This is a genomic window from Streptomyces sp. NPDC051677 (genome assembly GCF_044453465.1).
GTDB lineage: Bacteria > Actinomycetota > Actinomycetes > Streptomycetales > Streptomycetaceae > Streptomyces.
On sequence record NZ_JBITCT010000006.1, the window covers coordinates 25,792 to 48,259 of the forward strand.

Annotated in this window: 20 protein-coding genes and 1 pseudogene; 12 read left to right on the forward strand and 9 right to left on the reverse strand. The window is 68.8% G+C overall.

The window, feature by feature from the left end; genetic code table 11:
- Positions 1–39: 39 nt before the first annotated feature.
- Positions 40–1,134, reverse strand: coding sequence for a branched-chain amino acid aminotransferase (locus ACIBAF_RS08695; RefSeq protein ID WP_399462423.1), 1,095 nt, complete (start codon positions 1,132–1,134; stop codon positions 40–42).
- 209 nt (positions 1,135–1,343) lie between these two features.
- Between ACIBAF_RS08695 and ACIBAF_RS08700 the strand changes: the two are divergent.
- Positions 1,344–1,793, forward strand: a pseudogene (locus ACIBAF_RS08700) (acyl-CoA dehydrogenase family protein); the annotation flags it as partial.
- 141 nt (positions 1,794–1,934) lie between these two features.
- Here ACIBAF_RS08700 and ACIBAF_RS08705 read toward each other — a convergent pair.
- Positions 1,935–2,864, reverse strand: a complete 930-nt coding sequence (locus tag ACIBAF_RS08705; RefSeq protein WP_399462424.1) for a LysR substrate-binding domain-containing protein — start codon at positions 2,862–2,864, stop codon at positions 1,935–1,937.
- A gap of 110 nt (positions 2,865–2,974) precedes the next feature.
- Between ACIBAF_RS08705 and ACIBAF_RS08710 the strand changes: the two genes are divergently transcribed.
- Together ACIBAF_RS08710 and ACIBAF_RS08715 are read left to right on the forward strand one after the other, a co-directional pair.
- The gene (locus ACIBAF_RS08710) at positions 2,975–4,504 is read left to right on the forward strand and encodes a 3-hydroxyacyl-CoA dehydrogenase (protein WP_399462425.1); all 1,530 of its coding nucleotides are present in this window, start codon (positions 2,975–2,977) and stop codon (positions 4,502–4,504) included.
- Between the two features lie 197 nt (positions 4,505–4,701).
- On the forward strand, positions 4,702–5,514 hold the full coding sequence (locus ACIBAF_RS08715; protein WP_399462426.1) for a thioesterase family protein: 813 nt from the start codon (positions 4,702–4,704) through the stop codon (positions 5,512–5,514).
- Between the two features lie 42 nt (positions 5,515–5,556).
- Here the strand turns inward: ACIBAF_RS08715 and ACIBAF_RS08720 are convergent, their stop codons facing one another.
- Positions 5,557–6,264, reverse strand: coding sequence for a TetR/AcrR family transcriptional regulator (locus ACIBAF_RS08720; RefSeq protein WP_399462427.1), 708 nt, complete (start codon positions 6,262–6,264; stop codon positions 5,557–5,559).
- A gap of 291 nt (positions 6,265–6,555) precedes the next feature.
- Between ACIBAF_RS08720 and ACIBAF_RS08725 the strand changes: the two genes are divergently transcribed.
- The 6 genes from ACIBAF_RS08725 (at position 6,556) to ACIBAF_RS08750 (ending at position 14,871) form a co-directional block, all read left to right on the forward strand.
- On the forward strand, positions 6,556–8,268 hold the full coding sequence (locus ACIBAF_RS08725; protein WP_399462428.1) for an AMP-binding protein: 1,713 nt from the start codon (positions 6,556–6,558) through the stop codon (positions 8,266–8,268).
- The gene (locus ACIBAF_RS08730) at positions 8,265–10,301 is read left to right on the forward strand and encodes an FAD-dependent oxidoreductase (protein WP_399462429.1); all 2,037 of its coding nucleotides are present in this window, start codon (positions 8,265–8,267) and stop codon (positions 10,299–10,301) included. Before ACIBAF_RS08725 ends, ACIBAF_RS08730 begins: the two co-directional genes overlap by 4 nt.
- 101 nt (positions 10,302–10,402) lie before the next feature.
- Positions 10,403–11,143 carry an SDR family NAD(P)-dependent oxidoreductase gene (locus ACIBAF_RS08735; RefSeq protein WP_399462430.1) on the forward strand — a complete coding sequence of 247 codons (741 nt, stop codon included), beginning with the start codon at positions 10,403–10,405 and terminating at the stop codon, positions 11,141–11,143.
- Between the two features lie 62 nt (positions 11,144–11,205).
- Positions 11,206–12,846 carry an AMP-binding protein gene (locus tag ACIBAF_RS08740; protein WP_399462431.1) on the forward strand — a complete coding sequence of 547 codons (1,641 nt, stop codon included), beginning with the start codon at positions 11,206–11,208 and terminating at the stop codon, positions 12,844–12,846.
- A 24-nt stretch (positions 12,847–12,870) separates the two neighbouring features.
- On the forward strand, positions 12,871–13,665 hold the full coding sequence (locus tag ACIBAF_RS08745; RefSeq protein WP_399462432.1) for an enoyl-CoA hydratase/isomerase family protein: 795 nt from the start codon (positions 12,871–12,873) through the stop codon (positions 13,663–13,665).
- Positions 13,666–13,716: 51 nt separating this feature from the next.
- Entirely contained in the window at positions 13,717–14,871 is a 1,155-nt protein-coding gene (locus ACIBAF_RS08750) for an acyl-CoA dehydrogenase family protein (RefSeq protein ID WP_399462433.1), read from the forward strand.
- A gap of 81 nt (positions 14,872–14,952) precedes the next feature.
- On the opposite strand, the gene ACIBAF_RS08755 is transcribed toward ACIBAF_RS08750, so the two are convergent.
- Positions 14,953–15,741 (reverse strand): enoyl-CoA hydratase/isomerase family protein, encoded by a 789-nt coding sequence (locus ACIBAF_RS08755; RefSeq protein ID WP_399462646.1) that lies wholly within the window; start codon positions 15,739–15,741, stop codon positions 14,953–14,955.
- A 196-nt stretch (positions 15,742–15,937) separates the two neighbouring features.
- On the opposite strand from ACIBAF_RS08755, the gene ACIBAF_RS08760 reads away from it, so the two are divergent.
- The gene (locus tag ACIBAF_RS08760; RefSeq protein ID WP_399462434.1) at positions 15,938–16,738 is read left to right on the forward strand and encodes an enoyl-CoA hydratase/isomerase family protein; all 801 of its coding nucleotides are present in this window, start codon (positions 15,938–15,940) and stop codon (positions 16,736–16,738) included.
- A 29-nt stretch (positions 16,739–16,767) separates the two neighbouring features.
- Positions 16,768–17,934 carry an alpha-hydroxy-acid oxidizing protein gene (locus ACIBAF_RS08765; RefSeq protein WP_399462435.1) on the forward strand — a complete coding sequence of 389 codons (1,167 nt, stop codon included), beginning with the start codon at positions 16,768–16,770 and terminating at the stop codon, positions 17,932–17,934.
- Between the two features lie 74 nt (positions 17,935–18,008).
- Here ACIBAF_RS08765 and ACIBAF_RS08770 read toward each other — a convergent pair whose 3' ends face one another.
- Positions 18,009–18,338, reverse strand: a complete 330-nt coding sequence (locus ACIBAF_RS08770; RefSeq protein ID WP_399462436.1) for a branched-chain amino acid transporter permease — start codon at positions 18,336–18,338, stop codon at positions 18,009–18,011.
- Positions 18,331–18,975: an AzlC family ABC transporter permease gene (locus ACIBAF_RS08775; RefSeq protein ID WP_399462647.1), complete on the reverse strand. Its 645-nt coding sequence runs from the start codon at positions 18,973–18,975 to the stop codon at positions 18,331–18,333. Before ACIBAF_RS08775 ends, ACIBAF_RS08770 begins: the two co-directional genes overlap by 8 nt.
- Positions 18,976–19,140: 165 nt before the next feature.
- On the opposite strand from ACIBAF_RS08775, the gene ACIBAF_RS08780 reads away from it, so the two are divergent.
- Entirely contained in the window at positions 19,141–19,599 is a 459-nt protein-coding gene (locus tag ACIBAF_RS08780) for an Lrp/AsnC family transcriptional regulator (RefSeq protein ID WP_399462437.1), read from the forward strand.
- Here the strand turns inward: ACIBAF_RS08780 and ACIBAF_RS08785 are convergent.
- The 3 genes from ACIBAF_RS08785 to ACIBAF_RS08795 form a co-directional block, all read right to left on the reverse strand.
- A complete protein-coding gene (locus ACIBAF_RS08785) occupies positions 19,589–20,593 on the reverse strand; it encodes a protein-ADP-ribose hydrolase (RefSeq protein WP_399462438.1) in 1,005 nt (334 codons plus the stop codon). The two genes, ACIBAF_RS08780 and ACIBAF_RS08785, sit on opposite strands and share 11 nt — an antisense overlap.
- A gap of 139 nt (positions 20,594–20,732) precedes the next feature.
- Positions 20,733–21,494 (reverse strand): nuclear transport factor 2 family protein, encoded by a 762-nt coding sequence (locus tag ACIBAF_RS08790; protein ID WP_399462439.1) that lies wholly within the window; start codon positions 21,492–21,494, stop codon positions 20,733–20,735.
- 191 nt (positions 21,495–21,685) lie between these two features.
- Positions 21,686–22,438 carry an NAD(P)H-binding protein gene (locus ACIBAF_RS08795; protein WP_399462440.1) on the reverse strand — a complete coding sequence of 251 codons (753 nt, stop codon included), beginning with the start codon at positions 22,436–22,438 and terminating at the stop codon, positions 21,686–21,688.
- Positions 22,439–22,468 lie beyond the last annotated feature (30 nt).

Consider the following 22,468-nt stretch of genomic DNA (forward strand, 5'->3'; position numbering starts at 1 on the left):
CGAGGCTCCTGATGTTCAGCGAAGGTCGGACGGTCCTGTTCACAGCACCCGGTCGAGCCAGCCGTACGGGTCGGGCCTGCGACCGTTCTGGAGGTCGGTCAGCGCCGACTTGAGGCGTTGTGCGACGGGGCCTGCCTCGCCGTCGCCGATCGTGAAGTCGTGCGACTGGCTGCGGACTTTGCCGATCGGTGTGACCACGGCCGCCGTACCGCAGCCGAACACCTCTCGCAGGCGCCCGCTCTCGGCATCCGCCTGCCACTGGTCGATGGAGTACGGCTCCTCGCGCACCTTCAGCCCCAGGTCGCCGGCCAGAGTGATCAGGGAGTCGCGGGTGATGCCCGGCAGGATGGTCCCGGTGAGCGGAGGGGTTTGCAGGGAGCCGTCGTCGAAGACGAAGAAGACGTTCATGCTGCCGACCTCCTCGACCCAGCGCCGCTCCACGGCGTCGAGGAAGACCACCTGGTCGCATCCCTCACGAACCGCTTCCGCGTGAGCGGCGAGGCTGGCGGCGTAGTTGCCGCCGCACTTCGCCTCGCCGGTACCTCCGGGTGCTGCCCGTGAATAGGTCTCGGAGGCCCACAGCGTGATCGCCGAGGCGTCTGACTGCACGTACGACCCGACGGGACAGGCGACCACCGCGTAGAGATACTCGGCCGAGGGCTTGAGGCCGAGGGCGGCCTCGGTGGCGATCATGAACGGCCTCAGGTAGAGCGCCCCTTCCTCGGCCCGCGGAATCCAGTCCTGGTCGGTGCGGACCAAGGAGCGCACCGACTTGACGAACAGCTCTTCGGGCAGGGGAGGCATCGCGAGTCGGACGGCGGAGTTGTGAAAGCGGCGGGCGTTGGCGTCGGGGCGGAAGAGCGTGACACCTCCGTCGGGCAGGCGGTAGGCCTTCATGCCCTCGAAGATCTCTTGGGCGTAGTGGAGGACCAGCGACCCGGGATGGACCGGCAGCTCTCCCTGGGGGCACACCTTGCCGTCGTACCAGCCCCATTCTTCCGAGTACCGGATCGTCACCATGTGATCGGTGAAGACGCGACCGAAGACGGGATTGCGCAGCAGCGCCTCCCGCTCCCTCGCCGGAACAGGGTTCGGGTGCGACACATGCGATAGCTGTTCATCGCCAAGATTCATGGATGTCCGCTCCTTTTACGCAGGGGCAGTAGCCCAATACGCCACCTTGGCAGGATAGTTCAGAGAGGGTGGCATTTGATTGCTAATTGTGTCAGGAGTCTGCGCATGCACGGCATGGGATTTCATTGATCCTGGAATAGCTGAAATCTGATGCCTCTGGATGGCTCGGGAGTCCGAGGCCGACGGTGACGCTGCCTGATTGATCTGCCATGTACTCAAGGGATCTCGGACTGACCGAGACGCAGCGTGACATCAGGAACATGGCGGCGGAGTTCGTCGACCAGGAGATCGTCCCGCATGCCCGGGAATGGGACCGAGCCGAGCGAGCCGACCCCGGCATCGTCAAGAAACTCGGCGAACTGGGGTTCCTGGGGCCCGCGGCCTCGCTCGCCGCCCGGGCCGTCCGTGACGGAGGAGACTGGGTGCTCGACGGCACCAAGATGTTCATCACCAACGGCACCGTCGCCTCGGTCGCCCTCGCCTTCGCACGCAGGGGCGAGGAAGGGATCACCGCGTTCCTGGTTCCGACCGACGCACCGGGTTTCACCGCCACCGAGATCCACGGCAAGCTCGGGCTGCGCGGTCAGGCGACCGCTGAACTCACCTATGACGGTATGCGCGTTCCGGACTCCGCACGGCTCGGGGAGGTGAGCAAGGGCGGCCGGAAAGTACCTGTGTGATGTGCGGGTGCTCACCCTGTACGAGGGGACCAGTCAGGTGCAGAAGCTCATCATCGGCCGTGACCTGATCGCATGATGGGCCGGAGTGCTGTGAGTTGGTGCAGCGGGACCGGCAGCGTCTCAATCCGGGGTCCGTCCACCACCGACGGACGTGAGGTCAGACGGTGACGGGAGGGCCTCCTCCGCAACCGCGAGGACGGCGCGCAGGGCGGCCGAAGGGTTGTCCTTTCGCCACGCCAGAGCGGCCTGGAGCCGGATGGGAGGACCTGTCAGGGGCCGGTACACCAGGCCTGTCTGCTGGATGTGCTGGCATGAGGTGAGTGTGAGCGTCACCCCCACGCCGGCGGCCACCAGCGCCAGGATCGTGTGCGAGTCCGGGGCCTCCTGCGCGACTCGGGGAGTGAACCCCGCGTCCTCGCAGGTCCGCACGGTGGCGTCGCGCAGTGAGGAGCCCGAGTTGGCCGGGAAGCTGACGAAGCGCTCGTCGGACAGTTCCGCGACGGGGATGCGCTTGCGTCGTGCCAGCGGATGACCCGACGGCAGGGCACAGACGAGCTCCTCTTCGGCGATCACCCGGGCCGCTACGCCCGGTTGTGTCACGGGCAGGCGTACGAAGCCCAGGTCCAGTGCACGTTCCGCGACGCGACCCAGTGCGATGTTGGCGTACGTCTGACCTTCCAGGACGAGCTCGATCCCCGGATGGGCGGCGGCAACGGCGCGGGTCAGCAGCGGGAGGGTCTCATGACTCGATGCGCCGGCGAAGCCCACCGTCACACGGCCGAACTCACCTCGTCCGGCCGCCTTCGCGATGCGGGTGGCGACGTCGATGTCCTCCAGGATCGTCCGGGCGGGTTCGACGAGAGCCTGGCCTGCGCTGGTGAGTCGTACCGAGCGGGTGTTGCGCTCGAAGAGCTGGACTCCCAGCTCCTTCTCGAGCTGGCGGATCTGCTGGCTCAGTGGTGGCTGTGCCATCTGGAGCCGCTTGGCGGCCCGCCCGAAGTGCAGTTCCTCGGCGACGGCGAGAAACGCGCTGACGTGCCGCAGTTCCACGGGACCTCACTTCCGTTCAGGCCCGGCTCGGACATCTATCTCATCGGGATCTCAATGTGAGCCTAATTCGGTATTGGACGTGAATCAATGTCCGCTGCCACGGTGGACACATGCGCATCAGGATTGTGGGTGCCGGTGTCATGGGGCGTGGCATCGCCCAGTGGGCGGTCGTCGCGGGTCACACGGTAGAGCTTTGCGACGTTCTCCGGGAGGCCGTACCGGAAGCGGTCGGCTTCGTCAGCAGCATGATCGAACGGTCCGTCCAGAAGCAACGGATCACGCAGGAGGAGGCCTCCGCGGCCGTCGAGCGTCTCGTCCTTCTCGACTCACCGGCGGCGCCCGGTGACGACGTGGACCTGGTCATCGAGGCCATCGTGGAGAACCTCTCGGCCAAGACGGACCTTTTCCGGCAACTGGAGAAGGCACTGCCCGACCGGACGGTCTTCGCCACCAACACGTCCTCGCTGTCGGTGACGCAGATCGCGGCGGGGCTGTCGGATCCGTCCCGGCTGGCGGGACTGCACTTCTTCAATCCCGTGCCGCTGATGAAGATCGTGGAGGTGGTGCCCGGAGCGCTCACCCGCCCGGACATTCCCACCGCTCTCGCCGCCCTGGTCCGCGAAACCGGGCACGCGGCAGTCGTCGTGGCGGACACCCCCGGCTTCCTGATCAACCACGCCGGCCGCGGGCTGGTCACCGAGGCATTCGCGCTGCTGGAGGAGTCCGTCGCCGACGTGGCCGACATCGACCGCGTCGCCCGCGATGTGCTCGGTCTGCGGATGGGCCCCTTCGAACTGATGGATCTGACGGGCCTGGACATCACCGCCACCGTGATCGACTCCGTTTGGCAGGGCTTTCGGCACTCGGACCGGCTCCGGCCCTCCTACCTGACCCCCAACCGGGTCGCAGCCGGCCTGTACGGACGCAAGACGGGACGCGGCTTCTACTCCTACGGCGCCGACGCGTCCGCGGCCCCGGGCGAACCGTCCGTCGACGGCGACGCGGCTCGCCCGGTGTACATCCCTGGCACAGGCCCCGAAGCCGATGCGCTGCGGGATGCGCTGCACCGCGAGGGCGCTTCGGTCGAGGCGGAACTGTCCGAGCGGGCCGTGGTCCTCGTGCCGACCTGGGGCACCACCGTCGCCGCGACGGTGGCCGACGAGGGCCTGCCCGCCGCGCGCACCCTGGGCGTCGACCCGCTCTCCCTGAATACTCCACGCCGTGTGCTGGCCGTCACGCCCGCGTCGGACCCGCACGTGGCACGCGATGCGTGGGCCGTGCTGGCCAAGGGCGGTGAGTCGGCCGCCGCACGCACGGTCTCGGTCGTACGGGACACGGCAGGCTCAGTGGCCCAACGGCTGCTGTGCTCCGTCGTGTCGGTGGCGGCCTCGATCGCCGAGCGCTCCATCGCCTCCCCGCACGACATCGACCTCGCTGTGACGGCCGGTCTCGGCTATCCGGTCGGCCCTTTGGCCTGGGGTGAACGCATCGGCGCCACGCGGCTGTTGACCATGCAGGCGGCATTGCATCGCAGCACCGGCGATCCTCGCTACCGGCCGACCCGTTGGGTCACCGAACGCGCCCACCTGGGACTGCCACTGACCGCAGCAGGCACCAGCCCCTCACACGTCGTGCCGTAGGAACGAGCAGTCACCCGTCTCTCACGACGAGAGCTCTCCAGCGTCGGACGAGGAACATCGGACGAGAGCCGACCACCCTTATGCTGAGGTCGGTGTAGCTGACACCGAATAGCCCGGCCTGGCCGGAGTGCGGCCGACTGACGTCTACATGTGCCGACTGACGTCTACATGTGTCGTACCGAGTGGAGAGAGCGTCGTTGACCAAAGACGAATGGACCGCACAGAGCTACTACGAGCGGATCGACGAGGGAGAGTACAAGCCGACCGCCCACGCGAGCGGGGCATGGAGCACGGACGAACAGCACTTCAGCCCGCTCGGCGGCCTCATCGTCCATGCCGTGGAGCGCCACCTCGCCTCCGCCGCGACCCGGCCGGACATGCTGTTCAGCCGTTTCAGCTTCGACATTCTCGGACGGATCGCTCTGGACAAGACCCGCATCTCTGTCGAGACGATCAGACCGGGCCGCACCATCGAACTCGTCGAGGCGGTCGTCACCATCGCCGGGCGTGCCGTGGTGCGTGCCCGTGCCTGGCTGCTGGCTCCGCAGGACACCAGTGAGGTCGAGGGCGGTGCGCCCGCCGCGCTGCCCTCACCCGAACGGCTCGACAGGTGGGCCATGTCCGAGCGGTGGCCGGGAGGCTATATCGAGTCCATTGACGTCAGACCTGTCGGAGAGCCGCGTCCCGGCCGTGCCACAGCCTGGGTCTCCACACCCCTCACCCTCGTTCACGGTGAGCGCAGTAGCGCCCTGGCGAACTACATGGCACTCGTCGACACCGCCAACGGCATCGCCGTCCGGCAGCCGCCGATGCGGTGGATGTATCCGAACATCGATATGTCCGTGCACCTGTACAGGCAGCCCGAGGGGCGCTGGACCGGCCTGGACACGACGGTCGTCTTCGGGGCTGCCGGGCTGGGCGTGACCAGCACGGTTCTGCACGATGTCCACGGTCCTGTCGGATACGCGCAGCAGGCGCTCACGGTGCGCTCACAGCCGGCGGCCGAGTAGGGCGAGCAGCGCGCCCTTGTCGGCCGTGCTGTTCGCCGTCTCTCAGCTGAAGATGCGCAGCGCGCAGTCGACCGCATCGCGTCGGAGTTCCGCGTGGTCGGCGCCCACCACGCCTGGCAGCCAGACCGAGGACTGGTTGAGGATGCCGTGCAGGCACTGGAGCGCCACGTTGATGTTGGGGCAGGTGAACTCGCCGTTGCGGACGCCCTCTTCGACGACGCGCCGGAACACGGCGTCGTGGCGTCGGCGCATGTCCTTCATCGGCTCGTCGAAGAGCTCGGGCCATGACTTGGGCCATGAGAACACCGTGGCGACTTCCGGCGCCGTCTCCGTGAGGATGAGGATCTGCTCGTCCACGAGCGCGCGCAGCTGCTCGGTGGCGGACGTGTCGGGCACTGTCTGCCGTCTGGCCTCCAGCCGCGTGAGGACTTCCTCGGTGAGCGCCTCGAGTGCTGCGCCGACCAGCTCGTCCTTGCTTGAGAAGTAGTGGTACAGCGTGGCCTTGGCGATGTCGGTGCGCTCGGCCACATCCTCCAGGCTCATGCCCTGGTAGCCGTGCGAGGCAAGGAGCTCCGTCGCCGTTTGGACGATCTCGGCTTTGCGACGATCACGCCGGCGGGACAGGCGCGTGGCCCCCGGCGTGGAAGGCGCATCGGCGGAGGGCGACGGCTTGCGCGCTCCGGCGCCCGCGGTCTTCGTCGACGTGCCCGACTGCCGCGAAGCGGCCTCTGCCCTCTGCGTCCTCGGCACTGCGCCCCGGCTCCTCTCGTAAGCGACCGCATGGCGCGGCCGGGTTCAGCTTAGCAGCGAAGTGACTCAGGGATTCGGCTAATCATCCAGTGGGGCAGTTATGCGACTCCACAGACGGAAACCCGACCGATCGGTTGACAGTTTTCGGACGTGCTCCCTACGGTGGCCACACGGCCGCACTGTGGCGGCCGGCCGCCCCCGCGGCGGCCCCCGCCTGACCCGATGAAGGAGACCGGCGATGGCACAGCTGCTCAGCGTCGGCACCGGACGAACCGAGAACGGCCGAGTGTCATGAGCTTCAACAGAGTGATCCGAGGGGCGGTCGACCCCGCACAGGCCCAGAAGTACAAAGCCCTCGGCTGGTGGCGTGACCGCACGGTCGTGGACGACCTGCTGGACCACGCGACCGCGCAGCCGCTCAAGACAGCAGTGATCTCGCACCACCACGACCGCGAGCCGGACACCCTCACCTACGCCGAGCTGGCCGAATGGGTGGACCGCTTCGCCGGCGCGCTCCTGGAGCTCGGCGTCCGCCGCGGCGAGGTGGTCTCCATGCAACTGCCGAACTGGTGGCAGTTCGTCGCGCTGCACCTGGCCTGCGGCCGGATCGGAGCCGTCACCAACGCGATCCTGCCCATCCTGCGACGTCGCGAGGTGAGCTTCATCTGCGACCGGCTCCGATCGCGCGTGCTGATCGTTCCCAGGTCGTTCCGGGGGTTCGACCACGCGGCGATGGCCGCAGAGGTCTCCGCCGGACTGGACACGCTGGAACACGTGCTCGCGATCGATGCCGACGGAGTGGGTCTCCCCACCGGCGTCCGCGACTTCGACAGGCACTTCGTGCACGCTGACTGGCGGGGCCGACACCGCGAGACCCTCGCCGGACCCGGCCCCGAGCCGGACACGGTCGCCCAAGTGCAGTTCACATCCGGCACGACCGGCGAGCCGAAGGGCGTCGTACACACGTGGAACACGGTCTACGCCGGTATGCGACCTTCGGTCGAAGCGGTGGGCCTGACCTCCGACGACGTGGTGCTGGCCTTTTCGCCGCTGGCACACACCGTGGGCTTCTACTACGGGATCACCATGCCGGTCTCCTACGGCATGACCGTCGTCCTCCAGGATCTGTGGGACCCGCGCGTCGCACTCGGTCTCGTCCGTCGCCACGCTGTCACCTGGACGATGGCGGCGACACCCTTCATCAAGGATCTCTGCGACGCGGCAGAGCCCGAGGCGGCGGCCATGACCCTGCGGCGCATCAGCTGCGCCGGCGCCCCGATCCCGCCCTCCCTGGTGCACCAGGTCCAGGACATCCTGAACGCCACGCTGTTCAGCGTCTGGGGGATGACCGAGGTCGGCGCCGTCACCTCGACCCTCAGCTCCGACGACCCACTGCGTGCGGCCGAGACCGACGGCGCCGCGATGGCCTGGAACGAACTCGCCGTCCTCGGCCCCGACGGCGCGGAGGTACCGAAGGGAAGCGTGGGCCGCCTGGGCGTGCGCGGCGCGTCGCTCCTGGTCGGCTACCACGGCCGCCCCGACCTCTTCGAGGCCGCCTTCGACGCCCAGGGCTGGTTCGACACCGGCGATCTGGCACGGATGGACGACGCGGGATACATCCGCATCGCCGGCCGGGCGAAGGACATCGTCGTACGGGGCGGAGAGAACATACCGGTGGTCGAGGTGGAAGCCGAACTGGTCCGCCACCCCGGAGTGCGCGACGTCGCCTTGGTCGGGGTTCCCGACGAACGGCTGGGGGAGCGGGCGACTGCCGTCGTGGTGCCAACCGACCCCGCGGCCCCGCCGAACCTGGGCGACCTCACCGGCTTCCTCGAAGAACAGGGCATGGCCAAGCACTTCTGGCCGGAGTTCCTCACGGTCGTGCCCGAGCTGCCGCGCACCGCCACCGGCAAGATCCAGAAATTCCGGGTGCGAGAACTCGCCGTGGACCACAAGCCCGCGCCGGACGCCCCCTCCACGAGTATCGGCGAGGAGACGCCATGACGTACGAGAACCTGCTCGCGCCCCTGGAACTGGGGCCCGTCACCCTGCGCAACCGCATGGTGATGGGTGCCATGCACACGCGATTGGAGACGCTGGACCGCCCGACGGAGCGGCTGGTCGAGTTCTACCGGGCCCGCGCGCAGGGCGAGATCGGACTCATCCTGACCGGAGGGTTCGCCCCGCGCCCCGAGGGCCGGATGGATCCGGAGAGCAGCGTTCTCGACAGCACCGAGGCGCTCGAGGAACAGGGGCACCGCGAGATCTGCCGAGCCGTCCACGAGGCCGGAGCCGCGATCGTGCTGCAGATACTTCACGCCGGCCGCTACGCCAAGGTGCCTGAGTGCGTCGGCCCCTCCGCGGAGCGCGCACGGATCAACAAGTTCCCGCCACGGGTGCTGACCACCAGTGAGGTATGGGACCTGGTCGGTGACTTCGTCCGCACCGCCGAGCTGGCGCGGGAGGCCGGATACGACGGTGTCGAGATCATGGGCTCCGAGGGCTACCTGATCAACGAGTTCACTGCATGCCGGACCAACGATCGCACCGACGAGTTCGGCGGTGATCTCGACGGCCGTTTCCGGCTCCCGGTCGAGATCGTCCGTGCCGTCCGGGAACGGCTGGGAGCCGACTTCCTGCTGATCTACCGGATCTCCGCGGTCGACCTCGTCGAAGACGGGCTCACTCCCCACGAGATCGTGGAACTGGCCCGCCGGGTCGAGGCCGCAGGCGCGGACGTGATCAACACCGGCATCGGCTGGCACGAGTCCGCCGTGCCCACCATCGCCGCCGGCGTGCCCCGAGCCGCCTGGACCTTCGCGGTCAAGCGGGTCAAGGACGCGGTCTCCGTCCCGGTGATCGCCTCGAACCGGATCAACGATCCGGACACGGCCGAGTCCCTGCTCGCGGAGGGAACCGCCGACCTCGTCTCCATGGCCCGCCCGCTGCTGGCCGACCCGGACTTCGCCGCGAAGGTACGCACCGGCCGCGCCGACGAGATCTGCACGTGCATCGCCTGCAACCAGGCGTGCCTCGACCGCATCTTCACCGACCGGACCGCCTCCTGCATGGTCAATCCGCGTGCCGGCCGCGAAGTTGACTTCCTGCTTCCCCTGCCCGCGGTCCGCCGACGCGTGGCTGTGGTCGGCGCGGGGCCGGCCGGCCTCTCCTTCGCGCTGAATGCCGCCGAGCGCGGTCACCGCGTGACCCTGTTCGACGCCGCCGGAGAGATCGGCGGCCAGATCAACATGGCCAAGGCCGTACCCGGCAAGTCGGAGTTCGCCCAGATGCTGCGGTACTTCTCCGTCCGTCTGAACCGGCTCGGCGTCGAGATGCGGCTGGGCAAGAAGGTCACCGCGGAGGAACTCGCCTCGGGCGACTTCGAATCCGTCGCCGTCGCCACCGGAGTGGTTCCGCGCGTGCCCGACTTCCCGGGCGTGGACCACCCCAAGGTCGTGTCGTACGTCGATGTACTGACCGGGGCCGTGACACCGGGCCGTCGGGTCGCGATCATCGGGGCCGGCGGTATCGGGTTCGACGTCGCCGAGTACGTGCTCGGGGATCACCGCGAGTCGCTGGAGGCGGACGCGTTCCTGCGGGAGTGGAGCGTGGACACCGGCGAGCAGGCATCCGGCGGCAGCCTGAGCAGCGGGCGGCGACGCCCGCTCGGCGAGCCGCCGGCCCACGAGATCACGATGTTCCAGCGGCGCCCCGGACGCTTCGGACGCTCCCTGGGCAAGTCCACCGGTTGGATCCTCAAGACGCGGCTGCAGCACGCCGGGGTGAGCGAGATCGCCGGTGCCCGCTACGACCGGCTGGACGACGCGGGCCTGCACTACACCCTCGACGGCGAACAGCACGTGTTCGACGTCGACACCGTCATCGTCTGTGCCGGGCAGGAGAGCGAACGCAGCCTGTACGACGACTTGTGCGCACTCGGTGTCGAACCGGTCCTCATCGGCGGCGCCCACACGGCGGCCGAACTCGACGCCGTCTCCGCGATCGACCAGGGGACTTGGGCGGCCCACGCCCTCTAACGCCAGGGAAGCCGTCGACTCCACCCGAGACGACGTGGCCCGCTTTCACCGAACAAGGCGATCCGCCTCTCGCGGCCGCCTCCCGACACAGAGAGCAGAACATGAATCTGGAGAACAAGGTTGCCCTCGTCACCGGCGGTGCGTCCGGCATCGGACGGGCGATCGCAGTGTGCCTGGCGCACGCCGGGGCGACCGTCGCCGTCGTGGACGTCAACCAGCAGGGCGCCAAGGAGACGGCCGCGGGCATCGGCGGCCGGTCGACCGCGCACGAGGCCGACCTCTCCGATCACGCCGCCATCCTCGCGCTGCGCGAGGAGGTCATGGCGGCCCACGGCCTGCCCGACGTCATCGTGAACGCCGCTGGGTTCGACCGCGTCGAGCCGTTCATGGACAACGACGACCAGCTGTGGACCTCGCTGGTCGCCGTCAACTTCCTCGGTCCCGTCCGGCTGACCCACGCCTTCCTGGAGCCGATCCTGGCCGAGGACAGGACCGTCAAGATCGTCAACATCGCGAGCGACGCCGGCCGCGTCGGAAGCATGGGGGAGACGGTCTACTCCGGCACCAAGGGCGGCATCATCGCCTTCACGAAGTCCCTGGCCCGTGAGATGGCGCGGCACCGGATCAACGTCAACTGCGTCTGCCCCGGACCGACCGACACCCCGCTGTTCGACACCCTTCCGGAGAGGATCCGGACCGGCCTGGTGAAGACCATCCCCTTCCGCCGCCTCGCCGCCCCCGAGGAAATCGCCGACGCCGTGCTGTTCTTCGCCTCCGACCGGGCCGCGTTCATCACGGGCCAGGTCCTCAGCGTCAGCGGCGGCCTGACGATGGCCGGCTGAGCGAGGTCCCACGGACACGAGACGTGAGAACAGCGCAGTTCCACGCTTGAAAGGACCGAGCCATGACTGCCTCGACACCGAGCTACGCATCCGGAACCTCCAGAACACCGCTGCTGGGCGAGACGATCGGGGAGAACTTCGATCGCACCTGCCGCAGCTTTCCCGACCAGGACGCGCTGGTGGACCTCCCCTCCGGCCGCCGCTGGACATACGGGGAGCTCCACCAGGACGTCTCGGCCCTGGCCCTCGCACTGCTGCGCCGAGGCGTAGCCAAGGGCGACCGGGTCGGCATCTGGGCCCCGAGCAGTCCTGAATGGTTCATGCTGCAGTACGCGACAGCCAAGATCGGCGCGATCCTCGTCCCGGTCAACCCCGCCTACCGTGCACACGAACTCCAGTACGTCCTCGACCACGCCGGCGTCGGGCTGCTCGTCTCGGCGCAACGGTTCAAGACCTCCGACTACACGGCGATGATCGACGAGGTACGGCCGAGCACGCCCACCGTCAAGGACGTCGTATACCTCGACAGCCCCGCCTGGGAGGAGCTGACAGCCGAGGGCCGGGCGGCACTCGCCGCCAACCCGTCACCTCTGACCTCCGCACAGGACGCCCTGTCGTTCGACGACGCCATCAACATCCAGTACACGTCCGGGACCACCGGCTTCCCCAAGGGCGCCACGCTCAGCCACCACGCGATCCTCAACAACGGCTACTTCATCGGGGAACTGCTGGGGTACACAGAGCAGGACCGGGTCTGTGTCCCCGTGCCCTTCTACCACTGCTTCGGCATGGTGATCGGCAACCTGGCCTGCACCACGCACGGGGCAGCCATCGTCATCCCCGCCCGCTCGTTCGAACCCGTCGCGACGCTCCAGGCCATCGACACCGAGAAGTGCACATCGCTCCTGGGCGTGCCGACCATGTTCATCGCCCAGCTTGCGGTACCCGACTTTGCACACTACGACCTGTCGCATCTGCGGACCGGCGCGATGGGCGGCGCTCCCTGCCCCGTCGAGGTCATGAAACAGGTCATCGAGCGCATGGGCATCACCGAGATCGCCGTCTGCTACGGCATGACCGAGACGGCCCCCATCTCCATGCTGACCCGCCGCCAGGACAGCTTCGACAAACGGGTGACGACGGTCGGCCGGGTACTGCCGCATCTCGAGGTCAAGCTGGTGCACCCGGTCACCGGAGCGATCGTCCCACGAGGCGAACCCGGCGAGTTCTGCACCCGCGGATACTCCGTGATGAAGGGCTACTGGCAAGCGCCGGAGCAGACCGCCGCGTCCGTGGACCCGGACCGTTGGATGCACTCGGGCGACATCGGCGTCATGGACGAGGACGGATACGTCGCCATCACCGGCCGGATGAAGGACATGGTGATCCGTGGCGGCGAGAACATCTACCCTCGCGAGATCGAGGAGTTCCTCCACAGCCACCCGGACATCCTCGACGCGCAGGTCATCGGGGTACCGGACGCCACGTACGGCGAGGAACTCATGGCCTGGATCAAGCTGCGGGACGGCGCGCCGACGCTCGACGCCGCCGCCCTCAAGGATTTCTGCACGGGCAAGCTGGCCCACTTCAAGATCCCGCGCTTCGTGCATGTGATCGAGGAATACCCGATGACGGTCACCGGCAAGATCCGCAAGGTCGAGATGCGCGAGATGGCCAAGGACCTGCTGGGCCTCAAGCCCTGACCGACCGACAGAAACGGACGCATCGTGAGTGATGCCGTACTGACAGAGCGCGCGGACGGTGTCCTCACCGTCCGGATCAACCGTCCGCACGCGTTCAACGCACTCGACACGGAAGTCCTGGCCGGACTTCAGACGGCCGTCTCGCAAGCGGCAGACGACGACACCGTCCGCGCGGTCGTCGTCACCGGCACCGGCGACAAGGCGTTCAGTGCCGGCGCCGACCTCAAGGAACTCTCCGGCATCGGCCCGGACGCCGCCCACCGGGCGATGGAACACGGCCAGCATGTGCTGCGGTCCATCGAGCAGACGCGCGTGCCGGTGATCGCCGCCGTCAACGGCATCGCGCTGGGCGGAGGCTTCGAACTCGTCCTGGCCGCCACGTTCCCCGTGCTGTCGACGACCGCGTCGCTGGGACTGCCGGAGTCCGGACTCGGACTGATCCCCGGGTACGGCGGCACCCAGCGACTTCCGCGGGCCGTTGGGGCGCGGGTGGCGACCTATCTCATGCTCACCGGTTCCCGCCTCGACGCGCGCCGTGCGTACGACCTCGGCCTGACCCCGGTCCCGCCCGTGGAGCCGGAGACGCTGCTCAAGACGGCGACCGGGATCGCGGCCCGCATCGCCGGCCAAGGACCGCGGGCCGTGCGCGGGATCGTCCGTGCCGTCGCGGCGGGCCAGGACGCACCGCTCGACACCGGCCTGGGCGTCGAGACGGCGCTGGCCGCGCTGGCACTGGCCGGAGAAGAGTCGACCGAGGGAGTCAACGCCTTCCTCGAACGCCGGCCGGCCGCCTTCACCTCGCCTCGCGGACCGCACTGACCTCCGCCCGCCTGTCCGCCCTTCCTGCCCCCACCTCACCGGGAGACGCCCATGCCCACCCCCCTCCGCACGGTCTACGACCAGGACCACGAGCTCTTCCGCGACAGCGTCCGGTCCTTCATCGAGACCGAAGTGGCGCCGTACGACGACGCTTGGGAGCGCCAGGGCATCGTCGACCGTTCCCTGTACCGAGCAGCGGGCAAGGCGGGGCTGCTGATGTTCGGCACCCCCGAGACCCATGGGGGAGCGGGGGTGGAGGACTGGCGGTTCAATGCCGTCGTGGACGAGGAGTTCGCACGGTCCGGTTACGCCTCGGTGGGCCTGGGCATCGCCTTGCAGAACGACATCCTCGGGCCGTACATGCTGCAGTCGACCGTCGACGGGCAAAAGGAGCGCTGGCTGCCCGGTCTGACCTCGGGCGATCTCATCGGAGCGATCGCCATGAGCGAGCCGGGCACCGGCAGCGACCTCTCAGGCATCCGCACCCGCGCTGTGACCGACCGCGGCGGCTACTTGGTCAACGGCTCGAAGACGTTCATCTCCAACGGGCAGAACGCAGACCTCGTGCTGGTGGCCGTACGCACGTCGGAGGACCCGCACAAGGGCCTGACGCTGCTCGTCGTCGAGCGCGGCATGCCCGGCTTCGAGCGCGGCCGCAATCTGGAGAAGCTGGGTCTGCACGGCCAGGACACGAGCGAACTGCACTTCACGGACGTCCGGGTGCCGGTGGAAAACCGGATCGGGGAGGAGGACGAGGGCTTCTACCAGCTGATGCGGTACCTGCCTCAGGAGCGGCTGTCGCTGGCCGTCAGCGCCGTCGCCGCCGCAGAAGGAGTCCTCGCCCGAACTGTTGAGTACGCGGCCCAGCGGCGTGCTTTCGGCAAGCCGGTGGGATCGTTCCAGCACAATCGTTTCCTGCTGGCCGAGCTGCGGACCGAGGTCGACATCGCCCGCGTCTTCATCGACCACTGCGTCTCCCTGCTCGTCCGGGGAGAGCTCACCGCCGTGCAGGCAGCCAAGGCCAAGTGGTGGGCGTCGGAACTGCAGGTCCGGGTCGCCGACCGGTGCCTCCAACTGCACGGCGGGTACGGCTACATGCGCGAGTACCCGGTCAGCCGGGCCTTCGCGGACGCCCGGGTGCAGACCATCTACGGCGGCACCACCGAGATCATGAAAGAGATCATCGGCCGCGACCTGGGCCTCTGACGACCCGGCCACAAAACCACTACGGCCCGGTCTCGGGAGCCACGGCAGAGGCGCCCGAGACCGGGCCGTAGGGCGGTCGCATCAGTCGAACTCCGGTGTCCGCTTCTCGAAGAAGGCGGCGATGCCCTCGTAGGCCTCCGGGGTGCCGATCTGTCGACCGATCGTGTCGCGTTCATCGCGCAGCTGCTCGGCCAGTGAGCGGCCCTGGGCCGCGCCGACCAGCCGCTTGGCCTCGGCGAAGGCGCCCGCGGGACCCGACCGCAGCGCCTCGGCGACCCGCGCCGACTCCGCGGGCAGCTCGGCGGCCGGGACCGCCCGGCTGACCAGCCCCCATGCCGCGGCCTCCGCGCCCGTCACGACCCGGTTGGTCAGCGCGAGGTCCAAGGCACGTGCGGGGCCGAGCCGTTGGGTGAGGACCCAGGTCGCGCCGCAGTCGGGGGTGAGGCCGCCCGCGGTGTAGGCCAGCCGCAGCTTCGCCTCGGATGCCGCCAGCACGATGTCGGCCGCCAGAGCCATGCCGATGCCGCCGCCGGCAGCTGTCCCGTGCACGACACTCACCACAGGGACCCGGCAGGCGCGGAGCGCGAGGATCGCGCGGTGCAGTGCGTCGGCGACCTCTTTCACCTTCTGCCCGCGGTCCTCCGCACCGGCGAACTCCCGCAGGTCACCGCCCACACAGAAGGTCGGGCCCTCGGCCTCCAGCACGGCGACCCGGACGGTGCCGTCAGCGGCGCCCTTGACCACGCGGTCGGCTGCGTCCTGGAGGGCGGCTGCCATCGCCATGTCGAGCGCGTTCCCCGCCTCCGGCCGGGCCAGCGTCAGCCGCGCCACCTTGTCTTCCACGCTCCATCGAACGCGGTCACGCATCACTTCGGTCAACGCGCCACCCTCCTCCTTCGCGTCGGTGCGGTTCCCCGTGGACGGTACAGACCGGCTGCTCGTTTTTTCAACCGATGAGTCGATAGCTCGTAATACTAGTCGGGTAGCCGTAGATGTGGTTGGCTGGGAAGCGGTAAACCGGCTGCCTACGTGCGGGCGGCCGCTCGGATCCAGCGAAGGGGCGACGATGGCCTTCGACGGCTACAAGCAGCTGACGTTCTCGCGACGTGACAACGGCGTTCTGCTGATCACGCTCGACCGTCCCGAGAAGTACAACGCGGCCGACGAGGAGATGCACACAGAGCTCACCCAGGTCTGGAACGACGTCTCCGCCGACCCCGAGACGCGGGTCGCCGTGATCACCGGAGCGGGCAAGGCATTCTCCGCCGGCGGAGACCTGGCGATGGTCGAACGCATGGCCGGCGACTACGACCGGGTCTCGCACATGCTCAAGGAGATGAGCGACCTCGTCTACAACATCATCAACTGTGAGAAGCCGATCGTCTCCGCGATCAACGGAGTCGCCGTCGGCGCCGGAACAGTCGCCGCGCTCCTGGCGGACGTGGCCATTGCGGCCGAGGACGCGCGGATAGGGGACGGACACGTCAAGCTCGGCGTCGCCGCCGGAGACCACGCCGCGATCATCTGGCCGCTGCTGGCCGGCATGGCCAAGGCGCGTTACTACCTGCTCACCGGCGAGATGCTCACCGGCGCGGAAGCCGAACGCATCGGCATGGTCGCCAAGGCCCTGCCCCGCGACCAGGTCCTCGACGAGGCGCTCAGGATCGCCGACGGCCTGGCGACCGGATCACAGCCGGCGATCCGCCTGACGAAGCGAGCGCTGAACAACTGGCTGCGCACCTTCGGGCCCACCTTCGACCAGTCCGCCGCCTACGAGATGCTCACCTTCCTCGGCCCGGACGTCGTCGAGGGCTACACCGCCTTGCGGGAGAAGCGGGCCCCCAACTTCCCTTCCGCGCAGGCCTGAACCCACGACCGGCAGACAGGAGACGAGACGTGAGCGAGCAGTACGGCGACTTCCAGCTGGAGATCTATCACGCGGGCGTGCAGGGCGTGCTGCCCCGCTACCCCGTCGACTTCGCCTCGCTGGAGCGCAAGGCGGCCGAGGTGCTGCCGGAGTGGATTCTGTCCTACGTGGCCGGCGGATGCGGGGACGAGCACACCCAGCGAGCCAACGTCGAGGCGTTCCGCAAGTGGGGCCTCATGCCGAGGATGTTCAACGGCAGCTACCAGCGCGACCTGTCGATCGAACTGTTCGGCATGCGCCTGCCGACGCCTGTCTTCACCTCGCCCATCGGCGTCATCGGCATCTGCGCCCAGGACTTCCACGGCGACCTGCACGTGGCGCGCGCAGGCGCCCGGACGGGCGTGCCGGTGATCCAGTCCACTCTCTCCACGGACCCGGTCGAGGATCTCGGACCGGCTCTGGGAGACACCCCCGGTTTCTTCCAGCTCTACACGCCCAAGGACCGTGACCTGGCGATCAGCTTTATCCAGCGCGCCGAACGGGCCGGATACAAGGCGCTCGTGGTCACCCTGGACACCTGGATCACCGGCTGGCGGCCGAGGGACTTGAACCGGGCCAACTTCCCGCAGCTGCGGGGCTACTGCCTGGCCAACTACTTCACCGACGACCACTTCCTCAAGAAGCTCCCGAAGAGCCCCGAGGAGGACCTGACAGCGGCGGCCGCGGAGTGGGCGCGAGGCTTCGCCCGTTCCTTGACCTGGGACGATCTCTCCTGGATCCGCGAAGCGACGAGCCTGCCAGTGGTCGTCAAGGGCATCAGTCACCCCGACGACGCCCGCAAGGCCATCGACCTCGGCGTCGACGGCATCTACTGCTCGAACCACGGCGGTCGCCAGGCCAACGGAGGCATCCCGGCGCTGGACGTGCTGCCCGAGCTGGTCGAGGCGGCAGACGGCGTACCCGTGCTGTTCGACTCCGGGGTACGCAGTGGCACGGACGTCGTCAAGGCGCTCGCCCTGGGCGCGACGGCCGTCGGCATCGGCCGGCCCTACGCGTACGCCCTCGCGGTCGGCGGGGAGGACGGCGTCGTCCACTTCCTGCGATCGGTCCTCGCCGAGGCCGACCTGCTCATGGCGATCGACGGCTACCCCACGATCGCCGACCTGCGGGCGGGCGGCCTGCGGCGTGTGGACTGACAATCGCGCGGCGGGGCCGCCACGGTTCTCGCCGGGCAGCCCCGCCGCGCTCCACTGCGCCAGGTGTCCGTTCCTCAGCCTGCGAAGACGGTGCTGGTGAGGACGACGTAGACGGCTGTGCCGGCCAGGATGCTGAGCAGCGCGCTGCGGCGCCACAGATGAAGGCCAACCGTGGCGGAGAGCGCCGCCAGCGGGGCCACGGCGCCGGACACGCTCATCGAGACGTCGCGCAGGCAGTAGACCAGCAGGATCACCATCACTCCCGCCGGCATGCGTGTGCTCAGGTACTGGACAGTCCCGCTGGCGCGCAGCGGTGCCAGGAGTGTGAAGGGGAGAGCGCGCAGCGCCCATGTGGCGGCGGCGGAGAGGGTGACCGCGGTGAGGATGTAGAGCGAATCAGGCATGGGAAGTCCCCCTGCGCGACGTCATGTGACGCGCCAACAGCACGACGGTGAACAGGGCGAACGCCCCCAGCAGCATCTGACCGGGGAAGACGAGCCGCGCCGCCAACGCGCTGAGCAGGGCCAGCACGGGCGTGGGCAGGTCACCGCGCCGCTCGCGCACCGCGTCGACGGCGAGCACGGCGAACAGGGCGGTCATGGCGAAGTCGAGGCCTTTGACGCTGCCGGGTATGAGGGAACCCAGCAGGGCGCCGACGGTGGCTCCGCCCACCCAGTAGAGGTGCAGGAGGCCCTGGAGCCAGAGGATGCGGCGTCCGGACCAGGAGCGTGCCTGTTCCCTGGTGGTGAGGGCGTAGGCCTCGTCGGTGAGCGCGAAGGTGCTGTAGGCCTTGGGGAGGCCGCCCTGCACGCGGTTCAGCGGGAACGACAGTGCGTAGAAGACGTGCCGGACGTTCACCAGCGAGGCGGTCAGGACGATCGTCGTCAAGGGCGCCAGCACACCGAGCAGGCCGACGAGCAGAAATTCGAAGGACCCGGCGTAGATCAGGCTGGTGAACGCGCTGGCCCACCACCAGTCGAGACCGGATTGAGTCACGAACACACCGAATGCAAGCCCCAAGGGAACCAGACCGAGTCCCACGGAACCGGAGTCCGTGAGGGCGGACCGGAAGTCGGAGGGGGCGGCGGGGGGCGGAGCGGAATGGGGGAGCGCTGAGTGCTCAGCGACGGGCAAAGCTTGCATGCAAGAAATGATAGGCAAAAAATGGGGAACTTTGATTGCCAATCATGGCGCTAGGATACCGCTGTGAGCAATGAATCAAACCTAGACGCCATCGATCGAGAAATTATCTCTCAACTCCAACAGGACGGACGGTTGACCAACCTCGAGCTGTCCAAACGAGTCGGCCTGACCCCGGCGCCTTGTCTGCGCCGAGTCAAGCGTCTTGAGGAGGTCGGCGTCATCGTCGGCTACCGGGCGGTCATCGACCCCGTCGCCCTCGGACGCGGCCTGCAAGTCCTGGTGGAGATCGAGGTGTCTGCCACCGACCGGAAGACGGTGGAAGCCTTCGAGGCCACCGTGGCCGGGTACGACGAGGTTGCGAACTTCTACAGGATGTTCGGCCGCCCCGACTACTTCGTCCAGGTAGCCGTCGCCGACCACGCTGCTTACGAAGACTTCCTGACCCGCAAGCTCATGGGTTTGCCCGGCGTCCAGCGGATCGCATCCCACCTCGCCATGAAGAAGATCAAGGTCACGGCTTGAATTCGCTGTGGAGAGGATTGGTCTCGCATGCGCCGAGGGCGTGCCGGTAGGCGCGTTCGTCGTCTTCTTCGAACACGGTGAACACCACGCGGTCGAACCGTCCGGGATGCGCTGCGATCCAGTCGGCGACGGTGTGCAGCGCGACCGGTGCGGCCTCCTCCTTGGGGTAGCCGAAGACTCCGGTGCTGACGGCGCAGAAGGCGAGCGTGCGGATGGTCTCCACCTCGGCGGCGAGGTCCAGGCAGGCCCGGTAGACGGAGGCGAGCGCCTGCGCGTCCTGCGCGTGCGGACGGCCCTGGACGACGGGGCCGACGGTGTGCAGGACGTACCGGGCCGGCAGGTGGTAGCCCCGGGTGATCTTGGCCGTGCCGGTGGGTTCGGGGGCTCCTTGCGCCGTGATGATCGTGTGGCAGTCGTCGCGCAGGCGAGGTCCGGCGGCATTGTGCAGGGCGTTGTCGATACAGGGGTGCAGAGGGCGGAAGCAGCCGAGCAGTCGGCTGTTGGCGGCGTTGACCACGGCGTCGGCGGCGAGCGTGGTGATGTCTCCCCGCCACAGCACGGCCTCGGCCGGGGCCCGGAAGGTCGTGCCGTGGAACTCCTCTGCGATCGTGGGCAGTTCACGTGCCGAGACGGCGGGCCGTAGGCGCCGCTCCGCGCCGAGGAGCGCGTCCAGTTCCCGGTCCGCTCCCTCCGGCAGCGGACCGGGATCACGTACGGTCAGCAGGGCGCGCAGCGCCCGACGGGCCGTGTCGGCGTCGGGGAGGCGCCCCAGTGAGTCGGCCCGCAGCCCGAGCCGGGACACGGCCGGGTCGGCGCTGAGCAGCTGCAGTGCCGAGCGCACATGGGCGTCCAGCCGAGCCGGTGTGGCCGGGGCCGCCGTGGGGCGGAAGGGCTCGTCGAGGACGACGGCCGTGCGGTAGGCGGCCAGGGGCAGTGCGGAGAGCTGTGTCTCCGTCCCGGCGGCGGCATCGGACTCGACGCGGATCGGCATCATCAAAGGCTCCGGGCGGGGCGGGTGAACGAGGGGCGCCGATGGCCCGGCATCCGCACGTCGGCGCGCGCGGGGCCGGGCGACCGGCGGGTGGATCACATCTCTTCTGTACGTCTTTCCTGCGTAGGTGAGGTCGCTCAGGTCAGAACAGGCCGTTGCCGTGGGGCAGTTCGGCCGGGATGGGGGCGATGACGTCCCAGTGCTCGACGATCTTGCCGTCCGCGACCCGGAAGAGGTCGTAGTAGGCGACGGGCACGCCGAACTCGCCCTCGGACTGCGTCAGGACGAACTCGCCGTCGGCGATGACCCTGTGCACCTTCTTGTAGACGAGGTTCTTGCCCTGCTCGGCCCACTTGGCCGCGGCCGCCCCGAAGCCGTCGAGGCCGTCGGCGGCGTCGGTGTTGTGCTGGTGGTAGGTCTCGGTGGAGATGTAGTCGGTGAGCACCGAGTAGTCGGCGCCGACGAGGACCTTCTCGGCGAACTCGGCCACCAGGGCACGGTTGGCGTCGGTCTTGTCGGTCTCCGTGACCGCGGCGGGGCCGTCGGTCTGGGAGCGGCCCGAGAGGGTGTCCTTGACCTCGGGGGTCAGGGCGTCCCAGTGCTCGGCCAGCTTGCCGTCGGCGTCGACCCGGAAGATGTCGAACCCGACGAGCGGGTCCGGACCGAAGCCGTGGTAGGTGCCGTGCAGGGCGACCAGGTCGCCGTCGGCGATGACTCGGGCGCCTTCGTAGCGGAAGTCCTCGCCCAAGCCGGCGACGAGCCCGCGCAGGGCCTCGGGCCCGTCGGCGGCGAGCGCGCTGTGCTGCTTGTAGCCCGCTGCCGCCCAGCGGTCCACGGCGGAGGGGTCCTTGTCGCCGAACAGCTCGGTGGCGGCCTGAAGGACGGTGTTCTTCGCGTTGCTCATGACTGTCTTCCTTGCTTGAGGGCCCGGCCGGGGACGGACCGATGGTCCGGCGGCGATGTGTTCAAACTATGTCGACGAAGCGCGATCGATCCGCAGGAATGGCGACTGAAGATGTTCAAAAAGCGACACGCTTTGTTTGTCGAGCCGGGCGAGGACGTCGTCCGGCCAGACGGTGCCGACGGCGGTGCGGGTCAGCTCCCTGTCGCGCGGACGACGTCGGCGAGGGGCGTGGCGGGGTGGTCGGTGAGGCGGGGCACGGCGTCGCTGACTCCGTCGAGTTCGCCGGACGCGATGGCCGTGTAGGTGGACACCCAGGCGTCCAGCAGGGTGAGGGACTCGGGCCCGGTCAGGTCGTAGGCGAGGCCCGCGTGGTCATCGGGCCGGGACAGCACCGACGCGGCGGCGTCGGCGATGTCGTCCTGGCCGACGAACGCGGCGCGTCCGTGCCCGGCCGGTCCGCGGATGACGCCGTCCTCGCCGACGAGGTCGGGTACGAACTCCGCGTAGAAGTTGTCCCGGAGGAAGGTGTACGCGAGGCCGCTCGCGCGGATGTGCTGCTCGGTGTGGAAGTGGTCACGCGCCAGGGTGAAGGTGGCGTCGGGCGCCGCGCCGTAGAAGGACACGTACACCACGTGCCGGACGCCCGCCTCCGCGGCGGCGTCCACGAACGCCTTGTGCTGGGCGAGCCGGTCGGCGCTCTCGGAGGCGGAGACCATGAAGACGGTGCGGGTGCCGACGAGGGCGTCCCGCACGGCGCCCTGGTCGGCGTAGGCGCTTCGCACCGCCGTCGCTCCGGGGAGCCGTGGAGCCCGTTCCGGGTTGCGGGCCAGGAGTTTCTGCGGGACGCCCCGCCCGGCCAGTCGCCGGGCGACGCGCCCGCCCAGTCGGCCGGTGGAGCCGGTGACGGCGATCGTGGGGACGGGTGCCTCGGATGCCTGGGACATGTCGTGACTTCTCTTCCTGTGGGACAGGGG